The sequence below is a fragment of the Sagittula sp. MA-2 genome, from assembly GCF_030126985.1.
Taxonomy (GTDB): Bacteria; Pseudomonadota; Alphaproteobacteria; order Rhodobacterales; family Rhodobacteraceae; genus Sagittula.
Genome location: NZ_CP126145.1, coordinates 4,007,854 through 4,034,095 on the forward strand (window position 1 = coordinate 4,007,854; position 26,242 = coordinate 4,034,095).

25 protein-coding genes and 1 tRNA gene are annotated in these 26,242 nt (G+C 67.2%); 17 read left to right on the plus strand and 9 right to left on the minus strand.

Annotated features, from left to right (window positions below; genetic code table 11):
- Positions 1 to 59: 59 nt before the first annotated feature.
- Genes iolG through QNI11_RS19535 form a run of 4 tightly spaced genes read left to right on the plus strand, consistent with a single transcriptional unit; the run spans position 60 to position 3,691 of the window.
- Complete coding sequence (iolG, locus tag QNI11_RS19520; protein ID WP_283981419.1) at positions 60 to 1,061, plus strand: inositol 2-dehydrogenase; 1,002 nt, start codon at positions 60 to 62, stop codon at positions 1,059 to 1,061.
- Position 1,062: 1 nt separating this feature from the next.
- Positions 1,063 to 1,863, plus strand: a complete 801-nt coding sequence (locus tag QNI11_RS19525) for an HpcH/HpaI aldolase/citrate lyase family protein (protein WP_100928938.1) — start codon at positions 1,063 to 1,065, stop codon at positions 1,861 to 1,863.
- Complete coding sequence (locus QNI11_RS19530) at positions 1,863 to 2,825, plus strand: hydroxyacid dehydrogenase (RefSeq protein ID WP_283981421.1); 963 nt, start codon at positions 1,863 to 1,865, stop codon at positions 2,823 to 2,825. The genes QNI11_RS19525 and QNI11_RS19530 overlap by 1 nt, the downstream gene beginning before the upstream one ends.
- Positions 2,822 to 3,691, plus strand: a complete 870-nt coding sequence (locus QNI11_RS19535) for a MurR/RpiR family transcriptional regulator (protein ID WP_283981422.1) — start codon at positions 2,822 to 2,824, stop codon at positions 3,689 to 3,691. The genes QNI11_RS19530 and QNI11_RS19535 overlap by 4 nt, the downstream gene beginning before the upstream one ends.
- Here QNI11_RS19535 and QNI11_RS19540 read toward each other — a convergent pair.
- From QNI11_RS19540 to QNI11_RS19550, 3 genes are read right to left on the minus strand one after another with little or no spacing between them, the layout of a single operon-like run.
- Entirely contained in the window at positions 3,688 to 4,536 is an 849-nt protein-coding gene (locus QNI11_RS19540; RefSeq protein ID WP_283981423.1) for a polysaccharide deacetylase, read from the minus strand. The two genes, QNI11_RS19535 and QNI11_RS19540, sit on opposite strands and share 4 nt — an antisense overlap.
- A gap of 16 nt (positions 4,537 to 4,552) precedes the next feature.
- On the minus strand, positions 4,553 to 5,194 hold the full coding sequence (locus QNI11_RS19545) for a phosphoribosyltransferase family protein (RefSeq protein WP_283981424.1): 642 nt from the start codon (positions 5,192 to 5,194) through the stop codon (positions 4,553 to 4,555).
- On the minus strand, positions 5,191 to 5,943 hold the full coding sequence (locus QNI11_RS19550) for a BtpA/SgcQ family protein (protein ID WP_283981425.1): 753 nt from the start codon (positions 5,941 to 5,943) through the stop codon (positions 5,191 to 5,193). Before QNI11_RS19550 ends, QNI11_RS19545 begins: the two co-directional genes overlap by 4 nt.
- 96 nt (positions 5,944 to 6,039) lie before the next feature.
- Here QNI11_RS19550 and QNI11_RS19555 point away from each other — a divergent pair, with 96 nt between their 5' ends.
- The 8 genes from QNI11_RS19555 to QNI11_RS19590 all read left to right on the plus strand — a co-directional run bounded on the left by QNI11_RS19555 (position 6,040) and on the right by QNI11_RS19590 (position 13,978).
- Positions 6,040 to 6,918, plus strand: coding sequence for a LysR family transcriptional regulator (locus QNI11_RS19555; protein WP_283981426.1), 879 nt, complete (start codon positions 6,040 to 6,042; stop codon positions 6,916 to 6,918).
- 109 nt (positions 6,919 to 7,027) lie between these two features.
- On the plus strand, positions 7,028 to 8,152 hold the full coding sequence (locus QNI11_RS19560) for a PotD/PotF family extracellular solute-binding protein (RefSeq protein ID WP_283981427.1): 1,125 nt from the start codon (positions 7,028 to 7,030) through the stop codon (positions 8,150 to 8,152).
- 172 nt (positions 8,153 to 8,324) lie between these two features.
- Entirely contained in the window at positions 8,325 to 9,164 is an 840-nt protein-coding gene (locus tag QNI11_RS19565) for an ABC transporter permease (RefSeq protein ID WP_283981428.1), read from the plus strand.
- The gene (locus tag QNI11_RS19570; RefSeq protein WP_283981429.1) at positions 9,161 to 9,940 is read left to right on the plus strand and encodes an ABC transporter permease; all 780 of its coding nucleotides are present in this window, start codon (positions 9,161 to 9,163) and stop codon (positions 9,938 to 9,940) included. The genes QNI11_RS19565 and QNI11_RS19570 overlap by 4 nt, the downstream gene beginning before the upstream one ends.
- Positions 9,937 to 10,932, plus strand: coding sequence for an ABC transporter ATP-binding protein (locus QNI11_RS19575; protein WP_283981430.1), 996 nt, complete (start codon positions 9,937 to 9,939; stop codon positions 10,930 to 10,932). Before QNI11_RS19570 ends, QNI11_RS19575 begins: the two co-directional genes overlap by 4 nt.
- Before the next feature lie 10 nt (positions 10,933 to 10,942).
- Positions 10,943 to 12,175, plus strand: coding sequence for a cytosine deaminase (locus QNI11_RS19580; protein WP_283981431.1), 1,233 nt, complete (start codon positions 10,943 to 10,945; stop codon positions 12,173 to 12,175).
- A gap of 89 nt (positions 12,176 to 12,264) precedes the next feature.
- Positions 12,265 to 12,341 (plus strand) — tRNA-Arg (locus QNI11_RS19585).
- 122 nt (positions 12,342 to 12,463) lie between these two features.
- Positions 12,464 to 13,978: a YifB family Mg chelatase-like AAA ATPase gene (locus tag QNI11_RS19590; RefSeq protein ID WP_283981432.1), complete on the plus strand. Its 1,515-nt coding sequence runs from the start codon at positions 12,464 to 12,466 to the stop codon at positions 13,976 to 13,978.
- Here QNI11_RS19590 and QNI11_RS19595 read toward each other — a convergent pair.
- From QNI11_RS19595 to rsmI, 4 genes are all read right to left on the minus strand, one after another.
- Complete coding sequence (locus QNI11_RS19595; RefSeq protein WP_283981433.1) at positions 13,948 to 14,844, minus strand: alpha/beta hydrolase fold domain-containing protein; 897 nt, start codon at positions 14,842 to 14,844, stop codon at positions 13,948 to 13,950. The two genes, QNI11_RS19590 and QNI11_RS19595, sit on opposite strands and share 31 nt — an antisense overlap.
- Positions 14,841 to 15,776 (minus strand): glutathione synthase, encoded by a 936-nt coding sequence (gene gshB, locus QNI11_RS19600; protein WP_100928373.1) that lies wholly within the window; start codon positions 15,774 to 15,776, stop codon positions 14,841 to 14,843. The genes QNI11_RS19595 and gshB overlap by 4 nt, the downstream gene beginning before the upstream one ends.
- A gap of 76 nt (positions 15,777 to 15,852) precedes the next feature.
- Positions 15,853 to 16,227: a YraN family protein gene (locus QNI11_RS19605; RefSeq protein WP_283981434.1), complete on the minus strand. Its 375-nt coding sequence runs from the start codon at positions 16,225 to 16,227 to the stop codon at positions 15,853 to 15,855.
- 142 nt (positions 16,228 to 16,369) lie between these two features.
- Positions 16,370 to 17,260, minus strand: coding sequence for a 16S rRNA (cytidine(1402)-2'-O)-methyltransferase (rsmI, locus tag QNI11_RS19610; protein WP_283981435.1), 891 nt, complete (start codon positions 17,258 to 17,260; stop codon positions 16,370 to 16,372).
- Between the two features lie 86 nt (positions 17,261 to 17,346).
- Between rsmI and QNI11_RS19615 the strand changes: the two genes are divergently transcribed.
- Together QNI11_RS19615 and QNI11_RS19620 are read left to right on the plus strand one after the other, a co-directional pair.
- Complete coding sequence (locus QNI11_RS19615; RefSeq protein ID WP_100928376.1) at positions 17,347 to 18,540, plus strand: penicillin-binding protein activator; 1,194 nt, start codon at positions 17,347 to 17,349, stop codon at positions 18,538 to 18,540.
- A complete protein-coding gene (locus tag QNI11_RS19620) occupies positions 18,500 to 21,298 on the plus strand; it encodes a [protein-PII] uridylyltransferase (protein ID WP_370313710.1) in 2,799 nt (932 codons plus the stop codon). Before QNI11_RS19615 ends, QNI11_RS19620 begins: the two co-directional genes overlap by 41 nt.
- Here QNI11_RS19620 and QNI11_RS19625 read toward each other — a convergent pair.
- Complete coding sequence (locus QNI11_RS19625) at positions 21,289 to 21,711, minus strand: hypothetical protein (RefSeq protein ID WP_283981436.1); 423 nt, start codon at positions 21,709 to 21,711, stop codon at positions 21,289 to 21,291. The two genes, QNI11_RS19620 and QNI11_RS19625, sit on opposite strands and share 10 nt — an antisense overlap.
- Positions 21,712 to 21,871: 160 nt before the next feature.
- Between QNI11_RS19625 and QNI11_RS19630 the strand changes: the two genes are divergently transcribed.
- The 3 genes from QNI11_RS19630 to QNI11_RS19640 all read left to right on the plus strand — a co-directional run bounded on the left by QNI11_RS19630 (position 21,872) and on the right by QNI11_RS19640 (position 25,502).
- Entirely contained in the window at positions 21,872 to 22,462 is a 591-nt protein-coding gene (locus QNI11_RS19630) for a LysE family translocator (protein ID WP_283981437.1), read from the plus strand.
- Between the two features lie 83 nt (positions 22,463 to 22,545).
- On the plus strand, positions 22,546 to 24,099 hold the full coding sequence (gene murJ / locus QNI11_RS19635) for a murein biosynthesis integral membrane protein MurJ (protein WP_283981438.1): 1,554 nt from the start codon (positions 22,546 to 22,548) through the stop codon (positions 24,097 to 24,099).
- A complete protein-coding gene (locus tag QNI11_RS19640) occupies positions 24,096 to 25,502 on the plus strand; it encodes a phosphatidylserine/phosphatidylglycerophosphate/cardiolipin synthase family protein (protein WP_283981439.1) in 1,407 nt (468 codons plus the stop codon). Before murJ ends, QNI11_RS19640 begins: the two co-directional genes overlap by 4 nt.
- Here the strand turns inward: QNI11_RS19640 and QNI11_RS19645 are convergent.
- Positions 25,499 to 26,188, minus strand: coding sequence for a rhomboid family intramembrane serine protease (locus QNI11_RS19645; protein ID WP_283981440.1), 690 nt, complete (start codon positions 26,186 to 26,188; stop codon positions 25,499 to 25,501). The genes QNI11_RS19640 and QNI11_RS19645 overlap by 4 nt on opposite strands.
- Between the last annotated feature and the right edge of the window lie 54 nt (positions 26,189 to 26,242).

Below are 26,242 nucleotides of genomic sequence, written 5' to 3' on the forward strand. Positions count from 1 at the left end.
CGATCATTGACAATGCAACGCCCTTGCAACGATCATTGCAGAAACGTCGGGAGGACCCCATGACCAGAATCGCATTGCTCGGCTGCGGCCGGATCGGACGCATGCACGCCGAGATCATCGCGGCCCACCCGCGCGCCACGCTTGCCGGGGTTTTCGACACGCATTCGCCCAGCTCGGAGGAGGTCGCCGTCAGGCTGGGCGTGCTGCAGTACGACTCGCCCGAGGCCGCCTTTGCCTCCGACGCCGATGCCGTGCTGATCGCCACGCCCACCGCAACCCACGTCGATTTCATCAAGGCCGCCGTCGCCGCCAACAAGGCCGTGCTGTGCGAAAAGCCCGTGGACCTCGACCTCGCCCGCGCGCGGCAATGCGCCGAGGACGTGAAGGGGGCCAGCGCCCCCATCATGATCGGCTTCTGCCGCCGCTTCGATCCCGGCCACCGCGCCGCCCGTGCCGCCCACCGCAACGGCCAGCTTGGCGACCTGCATCAGGTTGTCATCACCTCCCGCGATCCCGGCATGGCGCCGGACGGCTACATCGAGACCTCCGGCGGCATCTTCCGCGACATGACGATCCACGACCTCGACCTGGCCCGCTTCATGCTGGACGAGGAGGTGACCCACGTCACTGCAACCGGCGCGCGTCTGGTGGCGCCCGAGCTGATGGAGCGTTGCGGCGACTACGACACGGTGACGGTCATCCTGACCACCGCCTCCGGCAAGCAGGCGATCATCACCAACTCGCGCGAGGCGGTCTACGGCTACGACCAGCGGGTCGAACTGTTCGGATCGGGCGGCATGGCGCTGTCCGACAACCACCGGGAAAACGCGGCAGAGGTCTGGGGCAAAGGCTTCACCCGCCACGCCGCCCCGCTCCAGCACTTCTTCATCGAGCGCTACCGGGCCGCCTTCATCGCCGAGATCGACAACTTCGTCGACGCCTGCGCCGGGACCGCCGCGCCCGAGGTGTCGCTGGACGACGGGGTGAAGGCGCTGGCGCTGGCCGAGGCCTGCTTCCGCTCCATCGCCGAAGCCCGGACAATCGCGGTAAAGGACGTCTGACATGAAGAACAAGCTCAAGGCCCTCTGGGCCGAAGGCAAACCGGCGCTGAACGGCTGGTGCTCCATCGGCAATCCCTTCACGGCCGAGATCATGGCCGCGCAGGGCTACGACTCGGTGACTGTCGACTGGCAGCACGGCGCGATCGGCTACGCCGACATGCTGGCGATGCTGCAGTCGATGCGCGCCAGCGGCGTGACGCTGATGGCCCGCGTGCCCTGGCTCGATCCGGCGGCGGTCATGAAGGCGCTGGATGCCGGCGCCATGGGCATCGTCTGCCCGATGATCAACTCCCGCGCAGAGGCGGAGCGCTTCGTCTCCTACATGCGCTATCCGCCGCACGGCCAGCGCAGTTTCGGCCCGACACGGGCGGGTTTCGCCATGCCCGGCTACGGCCCGCAGATGAACGACGAGGTGCTTGCGCTGGCGATGATCGAAACGCAGGGCGGCGTCGACAACCTCGAGGACATTGCCTCCACCCCCGGCCTCGACGGGATCTACGTCGGACCGGCGGACCTGACCCTCGGCACGCAGGGCGGGCGGCTGCCCCCCGGCTTCGACCGGCAGGAACCGGAGATGATCGACCTCATCAAGCGCATCGCGCAGGTCTGCAAGGCCAACGGCATCAAGGCCTGCCTGCATTGCGGGACACCGGATTACGCGGCGCAGGCCATCGGCTGGGGTTACGACCTGACCACCGTCGGCGGCGACTCGCGGCTGCTGGCCGCTGCGGCCAGCGCCTCCGTCAAACGGTTCCGCGACCTGACCGGCGCGGGCGCAGATGGCAACGAAGGAGCCTACTGATGCCCCACGTCCTTGTCGCCGGAAAGCTGCACCAGCTCGGGCGCGATATCCTCGAATCCGCCCCGGACATCACGGCCACCTACATCGACGACATCTCGGAAGACAGCTACACGCCCCACATCGCCAAAGCCGATGCGCTGCTGATCCGCACGCAGGCGCTGACCTCGCCGACCATCGACCGGGCCGAGCGGCTGAAGGTCGTCTCGCGGCACGGGGTCGGCTACGACGCCGTCGATGTCGCGGCCCTGAACGAACGGGGGATAGCCTTGGCCGTCTGCGGCGACGTGAACTCCACCTCAGTCGCCGAACACGCCTGCATGCTGATCCTCGCCGCCTTCAAGCGCGCGCTGCGGGCCGACGTGGCGGTGCGGCGCGGGCCGTGGGGCTGGCGCAACCAGCTCGAATCGCAGGACATCCGCGGCCGCAACCTGCTGATCCTCGGCTTCGGGCGGATCGGCCAGAACACCGCCCGGATGATGTCGGGCTTCGGCATGAACATCCGCGCCCACGACCCCTACCTGCACCGTCACGGCTGGCCGGAGGGCGGCATTCCCGCGTTCGAGGACCTGGGGGAGGCACTGGGCTGGGCCGACGTGATCTCTGTCAGCGCGCCCAAGGGCGACCGGCCGCTGATCGGCGCGACAGAGTTCGAGGCGATGAAGCCCGGCGTGGTGATAGTGAACACCGCCCGCGGCGGTATCGTGGACGAACGGGAACTGGCGAAGCACCTGAAATCGGGCAAGGTCTCTGCCGCGGGCCTCGACGTGTTCGAAGCGGAACCGCTGCCGGCGATCCACCCGCTGAAGGGCTTCGACCAGGTGATCCTCTCGCCCCACATCGCGGGCGTGACCGAGGGCGCGGCGCAGCGCATGGCGGTCTCATCGGCGCAGAACGTCCTCGACTTCTTTGCCGGGACGCTCGACCCGGCACTGATCGTCAACCGGGCGCAGATCGGACGATGACGGCAACCGCGCCCCCGGCAGACTACGAGGAGCTCATCCGCCTGATCCACGACCGGTTCGACGGCATGAGCAAGACCTACCAGCAGATCGCGGAGTACCTCACGCAGAACCCAAACGAGGTCGCCGTCCTGTCGGTCAACGCCAGCGCGGCGCAGTGCGGGATACATGCCTCCAGCTTCGTGCGGTTCGCGCAGGCGCTCGGTTACTCCGGTTTCAAGGACCTGCAGGCGCTGTTCCAGCGGCGCCTGTCGACCGCCGCACCGGGGTTCGAGGCGCGCAAGCGGGCGCTCGAAGGCGACCTGCGCCAGCACGGCGGCACGGCGCCCGACGCGCTGCAGGACCTCGTGGTGCGCGACATCGCCTCCCTTCAGGACCTGCTGGACCGCACCGACCCGGAGGCCATGACCCGCGCCGCCGAGATGATCGACAACGCCCAGACCGTCTACCTGATCGGCCAGTTGCGGTCAGAGCCGGTTGTCGTCCTTTTGCGATACATTCTGACGATGCTGGGCAAACCCTGCGTGCTGCTCGATGCCTCCGGCGGGCTGGCGACGCACATGGCCCGGAACATGGCCGCCTCCGACCTTCTGATCGCCGTGGCCTTCCGCTTCTACGCCAACGAGGTGGTCAACGTCGTGGAAGAGACCGCCCGGAAGGGCACCCCGGTGATCGCGATCTCCGACAGCACGCTTTCACCGCTGAACAAGCCCGCGACACTGCTGTTCGCGGTGCCAGAGCATGACTACACCTTCTCCCGCTCTCTGGCGGCACCGATGTGCTTGGCGCAGGCATTGATGGTCGCGGTCGCTGCGCGGTCCCAGCCGGGGGCCGGGCTGCCGCGCATCCCGACCGTCACGACGCGCTAGATCTCGTCGACCCGAAGCCGGTCCTTGTGGGTCAGGGCATGGCGGGCGATCTCCTCCAGCGGGGCGAACCACGCGTCGCCCGACGACAGCACCCCCTCCAGCCAGCGCTCCATCACCTGCCAGCGCGCCAGTCGCCCGGTGAGGAAGGGATGCAGCACAGGCATCCAGAACCCGCCGACGGAATGCGCCGCCTCGTATTCCTCGATGAACCCGCGGATGCCGTCCGAAGGGGCGCGCACCGGCATCAGGTAGCCGATCTCTTCGAAATGCGCGAAGGGCGGCCAGTCGTCGTTGCCCCAATGCGGCGGCAGTTCCAGCAGGTCGCCCTGCGGCGCCTTCAGAAGGTACGGCATCTCGTCCGCCATCAGCGAACTGTCGTACAGGAACCCCTGGTCGATCAGCCGCCCGATCACGCCCGGCGTGGCGTTGTAGACCGGCGCGCGATAGCCGCGCGGCTTCTGCCCCGTCAGCCGGACATGCACCTCCATCGCACGCCCGAACAACTCGGCCTCGACCTCGTCGGAATGCCCCATCGGGTCCTCGTGGCGCCAGGAATGGTGGCCGATCTCGTGCCCGTCCTTCAGGATCGCCTCCACCGCGGCCGGGTAGGTCTCCATCACCCAGGCAGGCATGAAGAAGGTCTGGGTCAGACCGAACCGACGATAGGTGTCGAGGATACGCGGCACCGCCACCGTCGGCCCGTAGCGCCCCATGCTGACCGGTGCGAGCCGCAGGTGGCCGTCCTCGGGCCGCGCATTGCGGATCAGGCTGTCGGCGTCCACGTCGAAGGTGATCGCGGCGGCCAGACGTTTTCCGTCGGGCCAGGGCAAGGGGTTCAGCAACATGGTGGGGCCTTTCCGTTCAGACAGGCGCCGTCACGCCCGCCGTCGGGAAGGTACGGTCCGCGCGGTAGGTCTTGAAGCTGGAAAGCGTCTGCGCGTTGCATTCCGCCTGCCATTTCGATCCCTGCACAACGGCAGTGACCACCTTGTAGGCAGAGCGGTAGGCGTCGGTGGCCGCGTTCTCCTCCATGGCGATGGCGACCATCCCGGCGACCTTGCCGCCCTGCCGCTCCACCAGTCGCACGGCACCGTCCATCGTGCCGCCGGTCTCGACCCATTGATCGGCCAGCAGGACACGCGTTCCCGGCGCAAAGGCAGGCGTCCGCATCTCCATGTCCTGCGTCCGGCCTGAGTAGTTGCCGTAACTCACGCTGTCGGTGTCGACGCACAGCTTGTTTGCCTTGCGGATCGGCAGGAAGCCACGCCCCAGCCGGGCCGCCAGCGCCGCACCGAGCACGAAGCCCATGGCATCCAGCCCCGCGACAACGTCCACGTCATTGGCGTCGATCTCTGCGCAGAGATCGTCCAGAAGGTCGCCGAAGGCCGCGGCGTTGATGTAGATCGAGGTCGGGTCGAGCCATGCGAACTTCGGCCCCTTGGTGTTGGGCGACATAAGCGACAGGTACCAGCGGTCGTCACGGGGGCCTTTCAGATCGGTCATGGGTGCGCTCCTTTCCGGGCGTTGCGCGTGACCTCCAGCAGGGCGTTCAGCCGCGCGGGGTCGATGTTGTGGAAATCGCCGTCAAAGTTGATCCCCGTCGCGACGAGGAAGATGTCCACCAGCGGCGCATAGAGATGCGCGTTCTCCGGCGTGATCCCTGAGGCCAGCGCCAGCGGCGCATCCCCCAGGGCCGCACGGAAGGTGTCTATCTTGGTGAGGTCGGCCTCCTGCCCCGTGGCGATGCCCGACGTGCAGACCACGTCCATGTAGGGCAGCGCCTTGCGGGCGGCCTCGGCATGATCCTCGGGGTTCACTGGACGCTGCTTCTTGAAGGCGACACCGCCGAGGTAGAGGCCACCCCAACCGCTCTGCGCGCGGATTCGGGCGATCTGCTCCGCCTCCGCCTGCGCCTCCTCACGCTCGTCGATGCGGGCGTCGTCGGCCCAATAGGCGTCGATCCGGCAGCCTTCCTGCGCCAGTTGCCCCAGCACCGGAAACCCCACGCCGCCCGTTTGGGCAAGGAAGTTCACCCCCAGCCAGAGATCCGGTCGCGCGGCACGCACCTCCCGCAGGACCGGCAGGAAGTCCTCCATCGGGAAGTCGTGGTTGATGAGGAACGCACCCGGGCAACCGGCCCCCTTGACCGTATCGAGATTGCGGAGCGCCTGCCCCACATCCAGAACGTGAATGACCGGCGTGACCACCGGGAGGCCGTCCTTGACCAGTCGATCAAAATTTGGGCGATCCATGCCGATCCTCCGATTTATTTACGCTTGGATAGGCACAGCCCGAGCATTGGGGAAATTCATTCTGGCAATGCCTGCATAAGGATTGAAAATGTCGGCATGGCCCGCAACATCCCCACCGACCTCCTGCGCAGCTTCGTCACCGTGGTCGACCTCGGCGGGTTCACCCGCGCCGCCGAAGCGCTGGGACGCACCCAGCCCGCCATCTCGCTGCAGATCCGGCGGCTGGAGGATCTTCTGCAAACCAAGCTGATCCGCACCTCGGGCCGCCAGTTCGCGCTGACCGACGACGGGGTGGCGCTCGGCCCCTACGCGCGGCAGATGCTCCGGCTCAACGACGACATCCTCGCACATTTCGCCGAAGCGGCGCTCAGCGGCTGGATCCGAGTGGGCGTGCCGACGGACTTCTCCCATGCCTTCCTGCTCGACGCGATCGCCGACTTCGCCGCCCGCCATCCGGACGTGCGGATCGAGCTTGAAAGCCTTCTGTCCAAGGACTTGCGGGAGGCACTGGCCGCCGACCGCCTCGACATCTGCACCGCCATCGTGCCTGACGGCGACGTGCCCTACCTCGTGGAAAGCACCGCCGTGACACCCTTCTGGGTAGTCCGCGACACCTTCCAGTCCGACCGCAAGGCGCCGCTGCCCATCGTCCGCCACCCCGACCCCTGCGAATACGCCGCGCGGATGCGCAATGCCCTCCGGGTCTCGGGTCGAGGCTGGCGCACCGCCCTCGTATCGCGCGACGTGTCCGGGCTGCAGACCGCCGTGCGCGCAGGCCTGGGCGCCACCGCCCTGACCCCCGCCACCCTCCTGCCCGGCATGCGCATCGCGCGCGAAGACGAGGGTTTTCCGCCGCTCGCCCCCCTCCGCATCGGGCTGTTCTACAAACACGCCGCCCTCAGCAAGGCCGGGCACGGGCTGGCCCAACACCTCATGGAGCATATCCGGAAATCGGGTCAGAACGGCTTTCCATAAGCCGGGCAAATGCAGCCATACCAACTGGAAATTTCCCAAGCCGAAAATGGCGGCCCTATGCTTTCCCCACCAGAACGGCCGCAAAGGCCTGTCGACAAGGGGGTCACACATGTCCAAACCACTCACCCTGACGCGCCGGAGCCTGCTGCGCACCGCCGCCGGGGCTGCCCTGACCGCGCCGATGCTGAACCGCGCGTGGGCGCAGGAACCGACGACGATCAACATGCTCGCATGGTATGGCCACGCAGAGCCCGACATCGTGGCCGAGTTCGAGGCCGCCAACAACGTCAAGTTCGTGCCGAAATACTACGCGGGCGGCGACAACATGCTGGCCCTGATCTCCCAGTCGCCCCCGGGGACCTACGACCTGATCCTTTCCGACGCCGAGTTCGTGCAGCAGCTCAACGCCGCCGGCTACATCGAGGAAATGGACCCCTCGCTCTACCCCTTCGACGACTTCTGGCCCGCCTACCAGAAATTCCCCGGCCACTGGACGGACGACACGCTCTGGTCGGTGATGGTGCGCTACGGCCTGCTCGGCGTCTCCTACAACACCGAGGCGCTGACCCGCGAAGAGGCGATGTCCTACAATGCCTTCTGGAACCCCAAGGTCACCGGCAAGGTCGGCCACTTCGACTGGCACCTGCCCAGCCTCGGCCAGATCTCGCTGCTGAACGGCAACCGCGCTCCCTCGCCCTACGACATCGATGAGGCAGCCTGGGAAGCGGTGCAGGAAAAGACCCTCTCCCTGAAACCGCAGGTCGGCGGCTACTTCGACTACGGCGGCACCTTCGCGGCCCTGAAGAACGGCGAGATGCTGGCCATGTGCGGCATCGGCGACTGGATCACCGGCGTGCTGGAAAAGGACGGCGCCCCCGTGGCCTCCGTCATCCCCGAAGAGGGCGGCATCCAGTGGACGGAAAGCTATTCCATCGGCAAGGGCACGACGAAGCACGACATCATCAACAAGTTCATCCAGTACATGCTCTCGCCCGAGGGTCAGGTGAAGTCGATCCAGATGGCCGCCTACCCCGGCCTCTCGCCGACGAAATCCGGCTGGACCGCCATCCAGGAGGCCAACATGGCCGAGGCCGAGCGCTCCGGCCTGGTCGAGGGCTCCGACCAGTCGCCGATCCGGCTGCTCGAGGAAGGCCGCCTGTTCTTCCGCGACATCCCGCGTCAGCAAAGTCTCGAGGACTGGAACGACTTCTGGTCGGAATACAAGACCGCCTGACCACCACGCGGCCGCAAGGCCGCATGCGCGCGCCGGTCTCTCCTTCCCGGCGCGCGCACCCGACCGTCGCACACCTCCCGGCCTTCATCTTGGCCGAAATACCTCGGGGGGCCCGAAGGGCGGGGGCAGCGCCCCCTCCGCGGCCCGCCACAGGAACCGGCCCCTGATCCCCATGTCCAAACCCGCAGTCTATCCCTACGTCTGGCGCCTGCCGCTGCTGATCTGGCAGGGGCTGTTCTTCCTCGGCCCGCTGATCCTGATGGTCGCCATGTCGTTCTGGCTGGTCCGCAACTACCGGATGGAGCCAGCCTTCGTCTTCGACAACTGGGAGCGGATGCTGGGCCGCGACTACTTCTGGAACGCCTATTGGGTCACGCTCTGGAGGGCGACGCTCGCCGCGGTCCTCTCCACGCTGATCGCCTTCCCCGCGGCCTTCGCGCTGGCCTTCCGCGTCTCGGAGACGACGCGCAGGTGGGCGGTCTTCTTCCTGATCGTGCCGTTCTTCACCTCCTACCTCGTGCGGGTCTACGCGTGGCAGGTGCTGCTGGCGGAAAGCGGGCCGCTCAATGCCATCATCGGCGGGCTTGGCCTTGGCCCCTTCACCATGCTCAACTCCGGCTTCGGCGCGATGGTGGGATACCTCACGCTCGTCCTGCCGCTGGTGGTGATCCTGCAGACCTTCTCTCTGGCCGCCATCGACCGCAACCTGATCGAAGCCGCCCGCAACCTCGGCGCGTCGCCCCGCGCGACGCTGACACAGGTGATCCTGCCTGCTGCGAAGGTCGGCATGATCGTCGGCGCCGTCTTCGCCTTCATCCTGTCGTTCGGCGACTTCGTCAGCCCGTTCTACCTCGGCGGATCGAAGCCGCCCACGCTGTCGATCCTCATCATCGACACGACCAAGTCCGGCCAGCAGTGGCCCCGCGCCGCCGTTGTCGCGATCATGATGATCGTCACGCTGTTCACCGTTGCCTTCGCCGCGGTCGGCGCCGCCTACGGGAGGCGCAAATGAAGCCCGGCGACATCCTTTCCCGCCTCTACCTCGCGGCGCTCTTCGCCTTCGTCTTCGCGCCGATCGTCACCTCGATGATCTTCTCCTTCAACTCGGACCGCTTCCCGACCGTGCCGCTGGGCCACTTCACGACCCACTGGTACGAGACGGCGTTTTCGCGGCCCGAGGTCTGGACGGCCTTCCGCAACTCGCTGATCGTGGCGCTGTCCGCCGCGGCGCTTTCCACCGTCCTCGGCTTCGCCACTGCCTACACCGACTTCCGCTACAACTTCCGCTGGAAACCCGCCTATCTCGCCCTCGCCCTGCTGCCGCCGACCATTCCGCTTGTCATCATGGGGCTGGCGATGCTGGCGTGGCTCGGGCGGATGGGACTGTCGGGCACACTTCCCGGAATCGTCATCGCCCACACCGTGATGGGCGCGCCCTTTGCCATGGCGATCTGCCGGTTGCGCTTGCAACAGATGGACCCGGCGCTCGAATCCGCAGCGTGGAACCTAGGCGCCTCGCCGTGGCGCGCCATGCAGACCGTGGTCGTGCCCTTCTGCCTGCCTGCGCTCATCTCCGCCTTCTGCCTGACCGCCGCCGTGTCCTTCGACGAATTCGTCGTGTCATGGTTCGTCTCGGGCCTGAACAAGACCGTCCCGGTCATGATCCTCGAAATTCTGCAGGGCAACGTCGATCCGCAGATCAACGCCGTCGGCACGGTGGTCTTCCTGACCTCCATGACGCTGGTGATCGCCGCCCAGCTCCTGATCCTGAAGAAAAGCCGCACATGACCACCGATCCGCTTGTCCGCTTCTCCGGCGTCCGCAAATCCTACAAGGACTTCGAGGCGGTGAAAGGCATCGATCTCGACATCGGCCGCGGAGAGTTCGTCGCCATCATGGGGCCGTCGGGCTGTGGCAAGACCACGACGCTCAGGATGCTCGCCGGGCTGGAGACCCCGACCGAGGGCACGATCACCATCGACGGGCAGGTGATGAACGACGTGGCCGTGCACGAGCGCGACACGCCGATGGTCTGGCAGTCGCTGGCGCTGTTTCCCTTCCTGAACGTGAAGGAAAACGTCGAGTTCGGGCTGAAGATGCGGGGCGTCACCGCGCAGGACCGGCACGGGCGCGCGATGCTCTGGCTCGACCGGATGGGTCTGAAAGGGTTCGAGAAGCGCCGCATCGACGAACTGTCCGGGGGCCAGCGCCAGCGCGTCGCCCTTGCCCGGAGCCTCGTGACCGAACCGAAGATCCTGCTCCTGGACGAACCTCTCTCGGCGCTCGACGCGCACCTCGTGATCCGGATGCAGGGCGTGCTGACCCGGCTGCAGCGCGAGCTCGGCATCACCTTCGTCTACGTGACCCACTCGCAGTCCGAAGCCTTCGCCATGGCCGACCGCGTGGTCATCATGGGCCACGGCGAGATCGCCCAGATCGGCCAGCCGAAAGAGGTCTACCGCGCGCCGAAATCCCGCTTCGTGGCAGAGTTCGTGGGCCGCAACAACATCCTGCCGGGCGACGCCCCGGGACAGGAGATCGTCGTCGCCGCCGACCGGATGCAGGTCAGCGCGACACAACCGGACGCGCCTGCCATCCCTGCCGAATTCCTGTCGGAGGAGTTCGCGGGCACCGGCATCATCTGCTATTTCGAAGGGGCGGAAGGTCAGGAGCTGAAAGCGCAGGTCACGGAGGAGGCGCTGGAACGGCTCTCCCCCGAACCCGGCCAGCGCTTCTGGCTGAGCTGGCCGTCGGACGCGGCCCACACGATCACGGCATAAGGAGACGGCGATGGACATTCTCGTCAGGGGCGGCACCCTTCCGGACGGCACGCAGGCGGACATCGCAATCACCGGCGACCGCATCACCGCCATCGAACCCGGCATCACCGCCGAGGCGGGCGACGTCATCGACGCCACCGGCAAGCTGGTCTCCGCCCCCTTCTGCGACGTGCATTTCCACATGGACGCCACGCTGTCCTACGGGCGGCCAAGGGTGAACGCCTCCGGCACGCTGCTGGAAGGCATCGGTCTCTGGGGTGAGCTGAAGCGCCTCCAGTCGAAGGAGGACATCGTCACCCGTGCCCTCACCTATTGCCGCGAGGCGGTGGGCAAGGGCGTCCTCGCCATCCGCTCCCACGTCGATGTCACCGACGAAACCTTCAACACGGTCGAGGCGCTGCTGGAGGTCCGCGAGACGGTGAAGGACGTGCTCGACCTGCAACTGGTCGCCTTCCCGCAGGACGGCTGGTACCGCACCCCCGGTGCCGAGGATCAGGTCGTCCGCGCGCTGGACGCGGGCGTCGACGTGGTGGGCGGCATACCGCATTTCGAACGCACCATGGCCGATGGCGCGGCCTCCGTCACCGCCGCCTGCACGCTCGCTGCCGAACGGGGCCTGCGTGTGGATCTGCATTGCGACGAATCCGACGATCCCCTCTCCCGCCATATCGAGACGCTGGCGGCAGAGACCATCCGCTTCGGCCTGCAGGGCCGCACCGCGGGCAGCCACCTGACCTCCATGCACTCCATGGACAATTACTACGTCGCCAAGCTCCTGCCGCTGATCGCCGAGGCGCAGGTCGCCGCGATCCCCAACCCGCTGATCAACATCACCCTTCAGGGTCGCATGGACAGCTATCCGAAGCGGCGCGGCCTGACCCGCGTGCCGGAGCTGCGCGCCGCCGGCGTGACCGTTGCCTTCGGGCAGGACTGCGTGAAAGACCCGTGGTATCCGCTGGGATCGGGCGACATGCTCGACGTGGCGCACATGGGCCTGCACGTCGCGCTGATGACCGCGCCGGACCAGATGCGCGCGGCCTTCACCATGGTCACCGACACGCCGGCAGAGATCATGGGCCTCGACTTCGGCCTTGAGACGGGCAAACGCGCCTCGCTTGTCGTGCTCGACGCGCCCGACCCGGTCGAGGCGCTGCGCCTGCGCCCCGTCCGGCTGGCCGTCATCTCGAACGGCAAGGTCGTCGCCCGGACGGAGCCCGCCCGCACCACGCTTCACGCCTTCTGACGGCGCCCGGCGCGGAACGACATATCGTCCATCTCCCTATCGATTTCGCTTTGAGTTTGCCTGCGCAATCGGATTAAAGACGTCGCAGCGGTCCCTTAGCTCAACTGGATAGAGCAGCTGACTTCTAATCAGCAGGTTGAGGGTTCGAGTCCTTCAGGGATCGCCACTTGTCTGTCTTCGCGGCAAAGCCCCCTCACATTCCCGCCCGACACAGGAACAACGACGCCGTTAACCCGGCGCTAACCGATCTTGCGGCAATCTGCGTGTCGGGCACAGCGCGAGGGAGTCATGGTTGCCGTTGCATACACGGTCGCCTTCGAAGGCGTCGAGGCGCGGCCCGTCCAGGTTCAGTGCGCCGTCACCCCGGGCGTGCCCGCCTTCTCCATCGTCGGCCTGCCCGACAAGGCGGTCTCCGAAGCGCGGGACCGCGTGCGCACCGCGCTGACATCGCTCTCCATCGCGCTCCCGTCGAAACGGATCACCATCAACCTGTCGCCCGCCGACATGCCGAAGGAGGGGTCGCACTTCGACTTGCCCATCGCGCTGGGTCTGCTGGCCGCGCTGGACATCGTGCCTAAGGACGCCGTGGCGCAGACCGTCGCGCTAGGCGAGCTGTCGCTGGACGGCGGTCTGGTCCCCGTTCTTGGCGCCCTGCCCGCCGCCATGGCCGCCGCCGAGGAGGACCGCATTCTGCTGTGTCCCCGCGCCTCCGGTGCGGAGGCCGCCTGGGTGGAGGCCTGCAATGTCCTCGGCGCCTCCAACCTCCTCGAGATCATCCGGCACTTCTCCGGGCAGGAGATCCTCGAACCGGCCAAACCCGGCGAGGTCCGCACCGACCCGTCCGCGCGCGACCTGCGCGACGTGAAGGGGCAGGAACGGGCAAAGCGCGCGCTGGAAATCGCCGCCGCCGGGCGCCACCACCTGATGATGATCGGGCCACCTGGGTCCGGCAAGTCGATGCTGGCCGCCCGCCTGCCCTCTCTCCTGCCGCCGCTGACCGCGGTTGAGGCGCTGGAAACGTCGATGATCCACTCCATCGCCGGGCTCCTGACCGATGGCGGCATCTACCGCACCCGCCCCTTCCGCGAGCCGCATCACACCGCTTCCATGGCGGCGCTGATCGGCGGCGGGCGCGGGGCGAAGCCGGGCGAAATCAGTCTCGCCCACAACGGCGTGCTGTTCATGGACGAGTTTCCGGAGTTCCCGCGCGCGGTGCTGGAAACCCTGCGCCAGCCGGTCGAAACCGGAGAGGTCATGGTCGCGCGGGCCAATGCCCACATCCGCTATCCCTGCCGTTTCCTGCTGGTGGCGGCGGCCAATCCCTGCCGCTGCGGGCACCTCGCGGATGCGGACCGCGCCTGTTCCAAGGCGCCGAACTGCGGGGAGGATTACCTCGGGCGGATCTCCGGCCCGATGATGGACCGCTTCGACCTGCGCATCGACGTGCCTGCCGTCGCCTATTCCGACCTCGACCTCCCGCCCTCCGGCGACACATCCGCCGAGGTGGCAGCCCGAGTCGCGCAGGCCCGGGCTGTGCAGGAGACGCGCTTCGCGGCCTATCCCGAGCTGCGTACCAACGCCGAAGCGGAAGGCAACCTGCTGGAGGGGATCGCGACGCTCGACACCGACAGCCGAGAACTGATGACACGCGCCGCCGACCGCTTCGGCCTTTCCGCGCGCGGCTACCACAGGGTCCTGCGCGTCGCGCGTACCATCGCCGATCTGGACGGCGCGGCGGACGTACTGCGCACCCACGTGGCCGAGGCGCTCAGCTACCGGATGCCATCCTCGAACGACGCCTGAACGAAGCGCGCCGCGTGTGCCAACGTGTCCCGCGCTTCGGGGATCCAGCCCTGGAACAGCGGCCATGCGTGAGGGGCGGTGGGGTGTATCTCATGCGAGACCTCGGCGCCGCTTTCCTCCAGCCGTTTCGCCATCTCGCCGATCTCGCTGAACAGGATTTCGGTACGGGAGGACGTGAGCATCACGGGCGGGCAGTCCGGGAATTCCGCGTAGAGCGGCGAAGCCCTCGGGTCGCGCGGATCGGCCCCGGCAAGGAACATGCCGGTCAGTTCGGCAACCCTGTCTGCCGGCAACAACGGATCGCGCGCGGCGTTGGAGCGGAGCGACGCCCCGGTCATGGCAAGGTCCACCCACGGGGAAAAGACCACGGCCCCCGCCGGGGCTTCCCGCCGCAGACAGAGGGCCGACAGCAAGGCCAGCGCGATCCCGCCCCCCGCCGAGTCGCCCCCCAGCACGACATCGCCCGGACGGTACCCCAGCGCCATCAGACGATCCCAGGCGGCCAGTGCCGCGTCGAAGGGCGCGGGGAAAGGTTCCTCCTGCAACAGCGGATACTTCGGCGCCACGACCTCCACCGCCACCATGCCGGACAGGACGCCCAGCATCGCACGGTGGGTATGCGGGCTGCCAGACACGTAGCCGCCACCGTGGAAATAGAGGATGACTCGGCGCGGCGCACATTTGCCGCAGGATATCCAGAACAGGCCGCCAGGACGTTCCTGGAACCGCAGGAACGGCGGATGGACGGCAAGGCGCGCGCCGCGATCCACGCTGCGCGCCGCGTCTTCCGGGGCGCGCGTGCGCCCGATCCGGGGTTTGACCAACAGCCGCAACTGCGCGTTCAGCAGCCGCAGCTGCCAGCTCATGAGATGCGGGCCTCGATCGCCTGCCAGATCCGCTCCGCCACGTTGATGCCGTCGAAGCGCTCAAGCTCCTGGATGCCCGTGGGCGAGGTCACATTGATCTCGGTCAGCCAGTCGCCGATCACGTCGATGCCCACGAAGATCTGGCCGTTTTCCCGCAGCGTCGGTCCGATGGCCGCGCAGATCTCGCGGTCACGGTCGGTCAGCTCGACCTTCTCAGGACGCCCGCCGACGTGCATGTTGGACCGCACTTCGCCCTCAGCGGGGACACGGTTGATCGCACCGACCGGCTCACCGTCGACGAGGATGACCCGCTTGTCGCCCTTCGTCACCGCCGGCAGGTATTTCTGTACGATCAGCGGTTCGCGCGAGAAGCCGGTGAACAGCTCGTGCAGCGAGCTGAGGTTGCGGTCGTCGGCCGTCAGGCGGAACACGCCCGCGCCGCCGTTGCCGTAAAGCGGCTTAAGGATGATGTCGCCGTGCTTGGCGCGGAAGCGTCTGATGGCCAGCAGGTCGCGGGCGATCATGGTCGGCGGCGTCAGGTCGCGGAACTTCAGCACCAGCAGCTTCTCGGGGAAGTTGCGCACCCAGAAGGGGTCGTTGACGACAAGCGTGTCACCCTTCAGCCAGTCCAGCAGGTGGGTGGTGGTGATGTAGTGCATGTCGAACGGCGGATCCTGGCGCAGCCAGACCACGTCCATATCCGCCAGATCGACGGTTACCCGTTCGCCGAGGATGGCAGGCGTGCCCTCGACACGCTGGACCGTCATCCAGTGGCCGGTCGCGGTGATCCGGCCCTCGTCGAAGGCCAGCTGATCCGGCCCGTAATAGAACAGCTCGTGTCCGCGCGCCTGAGCTTCCTCGGCGATGCGGAATGTACTGTCGGCGTTGATGTTCACCCCGAGGATCGGGTCCATCTGGAAGGCGATTTTCATGGCTATACCCTGGCAGTTCGCCCCATAGATGACCCATGGGCTCGCCAGAGGCAATGCACCGACGATGTGCGCAGGGCTAGCAGTGGCCGATTGCGTTCTCGATCACCCGGATTTGCCCGTACCCGTCGACCATAGCGAGGTCGAAACGCACATCTGTCAGCGATCCGCGCGGCTGCGTTCCAAGGAATTCTTCCGCCGCGCTGATGATCCGGTTCATCTGCTGGCGCGAGAGCCGTTCGGCGGCGCGCTGGAAGGACCGGCTCTTCTTGACCTCCACGAAGATCAGGCCGTCGCCGTCCCGCACGATGAGGTCGATTTCGCCGCCCTGTCCGCGCCACCGCCGACGGGCCAGAGGAAACCCGCGCCGCTCGTAATCCTGGGCAACGCGCAGTTCCGCGGATGCACCCGCCTCGTAACCGGTGCGCCCGGCGTCCCGCTTGGCGCGTCGCACCGTATCCTGTTTTGGCACTTCTACCGCACGGTCAGGCGTTGCAGGGGCAGACCAGTCCCAGAGCGACATCTGCCTCGTATCCACACTCCCCGACCGATGAGCCATCGTGTTCTTCCTTCGCCAACACGCAGGAACCGCAGCGTCAGCCGCCATCCCCGTCTGTGTGTTCCTTCGCCAACCGCATCGCCATCTGGTAAACCGGCCGGCGCTTCACGCCGAACCGGGTAGAGACATAGTCGGCTGCGTCCCGCACGGTCATCGTCTCAAGCGCCGCGTTCACCTCCTGTTCTATGTCGATTTCCCTAATGTTTCCTGAATCCCCTTTGCCGATCACCACCACGATTTCGCCGCGTGCAGCGGATTGCGCGTAGTGTGCCGCCAGTTCTGACAGAGTTCCCCGGCGGATTTCCTCGAACTTTTTCGTCAATTCCCGGCAGACAGCCGCCGGGCGATCGCCGAGCCGGTCGGCGGCGTCGGCCAGCATCGCGGCCACCCGCTTTGGCGATTCGTAGAACACCAGCGTTGCCGCGATGCCCGTCAGCTCGTCCAGCGCCTTGCGGCGCGCCGCACCGGCGTTCGGCAGGAACCCGAGGAACATGAACCTGTCGGTCGGCAGGCCCGCCAGCGTCAGCGCGGCGATGGCGGCAGAAACCCCGGGCGCGGTCGTGACCGCCAGACCCGCCTCCGTCGCCTCCCGCGCAAGGTCGAATCCCGGGTCTGAGACCATCGGTGTCCCGGCCTCGGATGCATAGGCGACGGCCTTGCCCGCCACGATCTCGTCCAGCACCCGATGACGGGTCCTTTCGCCACTGTGATCGTGATAGGCAAGAAGCTGCCGTTCCCGCAACGGGATGCCGTGCAGGTCCATCAGGTGCCGAAGCGAGCGCGTGTCCTCTGCCACGAGCACGTCTGCATCGCGCAGGACATCAAGTGCCCTAAGGGTAATGTCGCGCGCGTTCCCGATGGGCACGGCCACGAGGTACAGGCCCGCGGCCAATTTGCCGCCGATCCCGGTCTTATCCGGATAAGTCACTGGCCCCGCCTTTCGTGCTCGCCTATGATCGTGTCAAACCCGTGCGGGTCACTCACCCCGCACCACGACACGACGAGGGAGTCTCCATGTTCACCGTTTTGCCCCGCCTTCGCAAGGCGTTGCGCCCGCTTGCCGCACTCACCGCGGCTGCCCTTCTGTCTGCCTGCGACCCGACGATGGTCGGCGGTCTTGGCGGATCCGGCGCCAGCACTGGCGGTCCCAGCATCGACGCCAGCGCCCCGATCCCCGTGGCGCTCCTGGTGCCGAAATCCGACTCCGGCGCCGGTCCGGTGGCCGTGTCGCTGGAGAACGCCGCCCGCCTCGCCATCCGGGAGCAGTCCGGCGTACAGATCGACCTGCGTGTCTATGATACCGGCGGGCAGTCGGCGCAGGCCGCCGCGCAGGCGCAGAAGGCCGTGGACGACGGCGCGAAGATCATTCTCGGCCCGCTGTTCTCCGAAGCGGCCAATGCCGCCGGTGCCGCCGTTGCCGACGAGGGCGTGAACGTCCTGAGCTTCTCGAACACCACCGCCATCGCCGGCGGCAACGTCTTCATCCTCGGGCCGACCTTCGCCAACACGGCGGACCGCCTGATGGCCCATGCCCGCAAGCGCGGCAAGAAGAGCATCGTCATCGTCTACTCCGACGACGTGCCCGGCCAGTTCGGCAAGGCCGCGATCGAGCAGGCCGCCACCGCAAACGGCATCCGCGTCGTCTCGGCAGAGCCCTACTCGCTCTCCGTCGCCGGTGTCTCGGCCGCGGCGCAGCGCGCGGGCGCAACGGTGAAGTCCGGGGCTGCCGACACGGTCTTCATCACCACCGATGCGACAAACGCCGCCATGCCGATGCTGCTGAACCAGCTGCCGGAGAACGGCGTGACCCCGGGCCAGATCCAGTACGTCGGCCTGACCCGCTGGGACGTGCGGCCGGATCTCTTCGCATTGCCGGGCGCGCAGGGCGCATGGTTCGCCATCCCCGACACCCAGCGGCAGGAAGCGTTCAACCAGCGCTACGCCTCCACCTTCGGCTCCGCGGCACATCCGCTCGCCGGACTGGCGTATGACGGTATTTCCGCCATCGCGCTTCTCGCCAAGCAAGGCAGAAGCGACGCATTGACCGGAAAATCCCTCACATCTTCTGGCTTTACCGGCACCGGCGGTGTATTCCGGCTGCTCAAAGACGGCACGAACGAGCGCGCGCTGGCCGTCGCGACGGTACAGAACAACCAGATGGTGATCCTTGACCCTGCCCCCCGCAACCTCTCCGGCGCAGGTTTCTGACGCAGACCCGGGTACGCTGCCGACCGACCTGATCGCGTCGGCAGCGGATATCTTCGACCTTCCGGCCGTGAGGGCAGAGCTGTTCGCAGCCCTGCCCACCGGCGCGGAGAACGGTGTCCGCAAGGCCACCGTTTCGGTCCTCTCGGCGGCGGCAAAGCACGGGCGCGACACGGTGCAGGCCGCCTTCGAACGCGAACCCTTCGGCTCCCGCCGCACCACACGGGCCTACACCTGGATCACCGACGGGCTGGTCACCCTGGCCTTCGAGGTCGCGACGCAGGTCATCCACCCCAACCCCAGCCCGACCCGGTCCGAACGCATCGCCGTTCTCGCGGTCGGCGGTTACGGCCGGGGCGAGATGGCGCCCTATTCCGACGTCGACCTGCTGTTCCTGACCCCCTACAAGATCACCCCCTGGGCCGAGAGCGTCATCGAATCGATGCTCTACATCCTGTGGGACCTGAAGCTGAAGGTCGGCCATTCCTCCCGCACCGTCCGGGATTGCGTCCGCCTCGGCGGCGAGGATTTCACCATCCGGACCGCCATGCTCGAAAGCCGCTACCTGATCGGCGACGAGAAGCTGGCCAACAACCTTGAAGAAAAGCTCTGGTCCGACCTCTTCGAAGGGACGGAGCGCGAATTCGTGAAGGCCAAGCTGGAGGAGCGCGACGCCCGCCACGGCAAGCAGGGCCAGCGCTACATGGTCGAGCCCAACGTCAAGGAGGGCAAGGGCGGCCTGCGCGATCTCCAGTCGCTGTTCTGGATCACGAAATACGTGCATCACACCGACGATGTCGGCCAGCTCGTCCGCAGCGGCGTTTTCCTGCCCGAGGAATACGAGACCTTCGTTCAGGCCGAACGCTTTCTCTGGGCGGTGCGGATTCACCTGCACCTGCTGGCGGGCCGCGCGGTGGAGCAACTGACCTTCGACATGCAGGTCGAGGTCTCGGCGCGCATGGGCTACAACGACCGCGGCGGGCGACGTGCCGTGGAATGGTTCATGCAGGACTATTTCCGCCACGCCACCGCGGTGGGCGACCTGACCCGCATCCTTCTGACTTCGCTCGAGGCCGACCATTCCAAGGGGCCGCCGCTGCTGGAACGGTTCTTCAAGCGCGCCCCCGAGACGGGCGATGGCTACAGCGTGGTGAACGGGCGGCTGGCGATTGCCGACGACAAGGCCTTCCTCGCCGACCCGCTGAACCTGCTCCGAATCTACGAGGAGGCACTGCGCACCGGGCTGCTGATCCATCCGGACGCCATGCGGCTGATCAAGGCCAACCTGCACCTCATCAACGACGCCATGCGGAAGAACCCCCAGGCGCAGGAGCTGTTCCTCAACCTTCTGCTGAACCACGGAAACCCGGAACGTGCGCTGCGCCGGATGAACGAGCTTGGCGTCCTTGCCGCCTTCATCCCCGAATTCGCGCCCATCGTGGCGATGATGCAGTTCAACATGTACCACCACTACACGGTGGACGAACACACCATCCAGTGCATCTGGCACCTGTCGGAGATCGAGCACGGGCACCTGAAGGAAGAGCTGGTCGTCTCCTCCTCGATCCTCGACGAAGGCGTGAACCGCCGGGTGCTTTACGTCGCGCTGCTGCTGCATGACATCGGCAAGGGCCGGGACGAGGATCACTCGATCATCGGCGCCCGCATCTCCCGCACGGTGGCGCCGCGCCTCGGGCTCAACAAGGAAGAATGCGAGACGGTGGAATGGCTGGTCCGCTACCACCTGCTGATGTCCGACATGGCGCAAAAACGCGACATCGCCGACCCGCGCACCGTGCGCGACTTCGCCAAGGCGGTGAAGACGGTCGAGCGGCTGAACCTGCTGACGGTGCTGACGGTCTGCGACATACGTGGCGTGGGCCCCGGCACGTGGAACAACTGGAAGGCCGCGCTGCTGCGCGCCCTCTACCGACAGACCCGCCGCGCGCTCGAAGGCGGCATGGAAGAGCTGAACCGCGAAAAGCGCGGCACCGTGGCCAAGCAGGAACTGCGCGAGAAACTGTCCGACTGGTCGGAGGCCGATCTGGCGCACGAAACCTCGCGGCACTACGGACCCTACTGGCAGGGCCTGCATGTCACCGCGCATGTCATCTTTGCCAACCTGCTGCGCGGGCTCACGGACGACGAGGTGCGGATGGACATCCATCCCGACGACGACCGCGACGCCACCCGCGTCTGCTTTGCGCTTCAGGATCATCCCGGCATCTTCTCCCGCCTGACTGGCGCGCTTGCGCTGTCGGGCGCCAATGTGGTGGACGCGCGGACCTTCACGACCCGCGACGGCTATGCCACGGCGGTCTTCTGGATACAGGATGCGGACGGCGCTCCCTACGAGGAAGTGCGTATCCCCCGCCTGCGCGAAACCATCCGCAAGACCCTGACCGGAGAGGTGGTGGCCCGCGAGGCGGTGAAATCGCGCGACAAGTACAAGAAGCGCGAAAAGGCGTTCAAGGTGCCGACCCACATCACCTTCGACAACGAAGGGTCCGAGATCTTCACGATCATCGAGGTGGACACCCGCGACCGGCCTTCGCTGCTCTACGATCTGGCGCGTGTGCTGGCGAGCCAGAACATCTACATCGCCTCCGCCGTCATCGCCACCTATGGCGAACAGGTGGTCGATACCTTCTACGTGAAGGACATGTTCGGGCTGAAGCTGCACTCCAAGACGAAACGCGACATGATCGAGAAGAAGCTGCGGCTGGCGATGGCGGAAGGGGCGGAACGCGCCTACGGCTGAAGCGCGCGCGCCCCGGCCTGCTGCGCCCTCGCGGCCCATGCCGGCCCCAGATAACCCAGCCAGCGGTCTGCAAAGGCGGCGTAGTCGGGATGCCCGTGGTCGAGCTGCATGAAATCCAGCGCCTCGGCCCGGCTGTGAAAGATCTCCGTCTCCCACGGCGCATCGTCGAGCAGCATCTGCAACATCCGGCACATGCCGTAGGTCACGTCATCGGTCACGAAACAGGCGTGTCGGACGTTTGCCGGCTGCGCCAGGAAGGTCCGGCGCGACTTCATGGCGACGGCGCGCATCTCGGCGTAGCCGTGGTTCGGAAAGCGGCATCCGTCGAGGTCGAAGAGGATGTTCTGGCTCGGCTCGAAATCGGGGTCATGGGCATACGCCGCGATGGAGTCGAGATGCTCCAGCGGATCCACGTCGCCTCTCAGCGTGACTACGACCGCCCCGAGACTCTTGTGTATGCGGTATCCAATTCCCAAGCTGCCCCCGCTGAGCGTCAGGAAAGTTGACTGGTAAACTGTCTTAGCACCTTTTTGCATTGTTGCAACTGAATATATGGCGCGGTAGCTCAAACGCATGAACGACCTTCCGCAATTCCTGCTTGCGGGATTCGCCCTTGCGGGCAGCCCCGGGCCGAACACGCTGTCGATGGCAGCGGTCGGTGCCGCTTTCGGCCGCCGCGATGCGATAGGCTACCTGCTGGGGCTGAGCTTCGGGATGCTCGGGGTCATCGCGCTGGTCGGCACGGGCACGGCGGGGCTTTTGCTGGCTGTCCCCGGCGCCGCGCCGGTCATCACCGGACTCGCCGCGCTCTACTTCCTGTGGCTCGCCTGGCGGATCGCGAATGCGCCGCCCATCGGCCCGGCAGACAGCGGTCGCCGCCCGCCGCGCTGGCACGAGGGTGCGCTTCTGTCGATGATGAACCCCAAGGCCTATGCCGCCATGGCCGCCCTCTTCTCGGGCTTCACCCTGCGTCCGGAGCCGCTGCCCGATGCGCTGACGAAGACCCTCGTGGCCTTCGCGGTGATCCTGACCGTGAACGCGGCATGGATGGTCATCGGCACTCTGCTGACCCGCCTGGCGGGCAATCCGCGCACTGCCCGGGCCATCAACTACGGGTTTGCGGCGGCGCTGCTGATCTCTGTCGCCGCGACCACGCTGCTCTGACTGCACGAAACCTGCACGAAGGCGGGGTTCACCCTGCACATCTTTCGCGGTAACTGCATCCAGACCCCTTGCTGCGAGCAGCCATGAAACCCATCCGCCTCATCTCCGGTATCCTCACTGTCGGATTCTGGACCCTCGCCAGCCGCGTGCTGGGCCTTGTCCGCGATATCCTGATCGCCACCGTCATCGGCCCCGGCCCGCTGATGGATGCCTTCGTCGCCGCATTCCGGCTGCCGAACCTGTTCCGCCGGTTCTTTGCCGAGGGCGCGTTCAACGCCGCCTTCGTGCCGATGTTCTCCAAGAAGTTCGAAGCCGGGGAGGACCCGCAGGGCTTTGCCCGCGACGCCTTTTCCGGGCTTGCCTTCGTGCTTCTGATCCTGACCGCGCTGGCGATGATCTTCATGCCGCTCCTGGTCTGGGCCACGGCGGGCGGATTTGCAGGCGACGAACGCTTCGACCTGACAACTGCCTTCGGGCGCATCACCTTCCCCTACATCCTGACGATCTCGCTGGCGGCGCTCCTGTCCGGCGCACTGAACGCCGTGGGCCGCTTTGCCGCCGCCGCCGCCGCGCCGGTCCTGCTGAACATCCTGATCGTGTCCGGCCTGACCTTCGGACAGGGCCTGTTCGGCGGTGCCCATATCGAGTGGCTGATCTGGACGATCCCGGTGGCGGGCCTGGCACAGCTGACACTCGTCTGGGTCGCGGCAGAGCGCGCCGGGCTGAAGATCCGCCCCGGCCGCCCGCGCCTGACCGACGACATGAAGCGCCTGACCCGCATCGCCATTCCCGCGGCCCTCGCCGGAGGCGTCATGCAGGTGAACCTGCTGGTCGGCCAGCAGGTGGCCTCGCACTTCGAAAAGGCGGTATCGTGGCTCTACAACGCCGACCGTCTCTACCAGCTTCCGCTGGGGGTCGTCGGCATCGCCATCGGCATCGTGCTCCTGCCCGACCTCTCGCGCCGCCTGAAGGCAGAGGATCACGTCGGTGGGCGCATGGCCTTCTCCCGCGCGGGCGAACTGTCGCTGGCCCTGACCGTGCCCTGCGCCGTGGCACTTGTGGTCATGCCGCTGCCGCTGGTCTCGGTGCTGTTCGAACACGGTCGCACCGGGCCGGAGGACAGCCGCGCCATGGCCATAGCCGTCGCGATCTACGGGGTGGGTCTGCCCGCCTTCGTCCTCCAGAAGGTGCTGCAACCCGTCTATTTCGCGCGCGAGGACACCCGGTCGCCCTTCCGCTTCGCGGTCTGGTCGATGGTCGTCAACGCCGTGGCCGCCATCGGGCTTGCGCCGCTGATCGGCTGGCTCGCGCCCGCCATCGCCACCTCGCTCGCCGGATGGACGATGGTCTGGCAACTGGCACGCGGAACCCGGGGCATGGGCGACGTGGCGCGCTTCGACACCCGCTTTTACAAGCGCGCGGGTCGCATCGTCGCCGCGTCGGCGATCATGGGCGCCGCGCTTTTCGGGGCCGAACTGCTGCTGGCCCCGTGGCTGGCGACCGCCGGTCTGCGCGTGCTGGCCCTGCTCCTGCTGATCGCCGTGGGCGTCGCGGTCTATGGCGTCTCGGGGCAGCTTCTGGGCGCCTTCCGGCTGTCGGAGTTCCGCTCCATCGTGCGCCGCCGCAAGCCCGCATGACCCGCCTCCTCCACACCCGGTCCGAAACCCTCGCCGCGCTGGAAACGCTCGCCGCCTCCGCGACAGAAGAGCTGATCCTCGCCGTGCGGACGCTGTCGCCAGGCACGCCCCTGCTGACCGAGGCACTGACCGAGCGTGGCCTGAACACCTGGAGCGACCTGATCGCCTGGGTCACGCGCCGCGGCGTCCGCCTGCTGATGGCGTTCGGGGACGACGATCCGCTGTTCGACGCGGACCGTCACCGGCGGGTGTGGCTGGCGGCCTCGGCCTTTGCCAACGTGCACCAGGGCAATGCGCAGATCTTTTGTGCCCCGCACGGGCAGACAATAGGCAGGCTATGGACGCTGCGCTTTCGCAGACCGATCCGCGCCGCGCTCCGGCAGCTTGCCACTGACGACGCCCGGCGGCTGACCCTGCCGCAGCGCGCGGCACTCGCCAAGGGGCCGACGCCAAGACCGCAGCGGATCGCGCAGTCCTTCGCAGTGGCGGACGGCGAACGGGCCCTGATCGGCGGCTACTCCATCGACATGCGGCACAAGGGCCAAGACTGGCACGACGTCGCCGCCCTGATCGAGGACGCGGATTTCGCCGGGGCCCTCCGGTCGCATTTCGCCGACTGCTGGAGTGCCGCGATCGCCACCGGCGCGCCCACCCTCGCGTCGGAGCCGCGCCCCTTCGCGACGGTCTCCCGCCGTCAGAGCCGGCCGGAACTGCGCCTGCTCCGCACGCTCTCTGACCCGTCTTCCGGCCCGCTCGCCTTCACCGGCACGACGAAGGCCCGCGATGCTGAGACGCATCTCCTCCGCACCTTCGGGGCGGCCCGGCAGCACGTCTTTATCGAGACGCCCGCCTTCCGTCATCCCGCGCTTGCAGACGCGCTGGCCAGCGCCGCACGCGCCACGCCGGAGCTGCAACTGACGGTCGTGCTGCATCCAGACGCGGACATCCTGCCCTTCGGCGGCGCCCTGCCCGACACGGTGGCGCGGGCAGAGGACGCACGCGACCACACGCTCGCCCTGCTCGCCCGGGCCTTCGGTCGGCAGGCCACCTTCCTGAAACACGCGCCGCAGGGCCGGGACACGGTGGCGCAGCGCGGACCGGACGGGACGGCCGGGCGGGTGATCGTCGTGGACGGCACCACCATCGTGCTCGGCTCGCACAGCCTGACGCTGCGCTCCATGCGGCTGGACACCGAAGCCTCCGTGCTGATCCGGGACACATGCCTTGCGCAGGACCTCGTGGCGCAGCGGGCGCGGAAATGGCTGGGACCGGAGGCAGACAACAAGGATCCGACCCGGGCCGAAACATGGGCAACGGCGCCCGCGCCACTGGAAACTTTCAAACCCCAGGCCCCGGCGCCACGCCGCACCCGGCCCATGCGCCTGCCGGACAAGGCGTTCTAGCCCCGGCCCCCGCGCACGCGGTGCAGGAAGCGGCGCCAGCCGCCCGGCACCATCACGACCGCCAGCAGGAACCCGGCGAAGAAACCGCCGAGGTCGGCGATCCATGTGTCGTCCGTCCCGAAGAGCAGGCCGAACACCAGCCGGATGCCCATGAGCATGCCGATCAGCCCGAAAGCCCGCATCTGCGGGCCCCCCTCCTGTCCCAGCCGCAGCCACAAGAGGTAGGTGAAACCTCCGATCAGGCCGAAGTCCGAAGGGTAGGCGCCCACCAGCCACGGATCGTTGCTGAACAGGCCGAAGCACAGCGCGCCCGCCACGGCGCTGACGAAGAAGATGGCGACAAAGGCCAGCGCCCCCATCGACTCCGTGACGATCTTGCCCATGGCCAGCAGAAAGACCATGCTGAACAGAGCCTCGTAGAAACTGCCGTGCAGGAACGGGTAGGACACGAACCGGATCAGGTGCTCGGGCGGGTAGCGCGCGTTGTCCAGCATCCAGTCGAAGACCTGCCCCGAGAATCCGAACCGCTCGATGTAGCCGAACCGCAGGCCCACGGCGTCGCGGCCGCCGATCATGCCCATGTCGGCCAGCGAAAAGAACGCCTCGATCCCCAGCAGGACAAGGAACATCGCGGCCACGACCGGGGGCAGCGGGTTCACCGGCGCTTCGTTGTGCGGATGGGTCATGCGGGGCCTTTCCTTGACGGGGTGTCCGGGCATGGGTAAGCCAGCCGCGCAGCA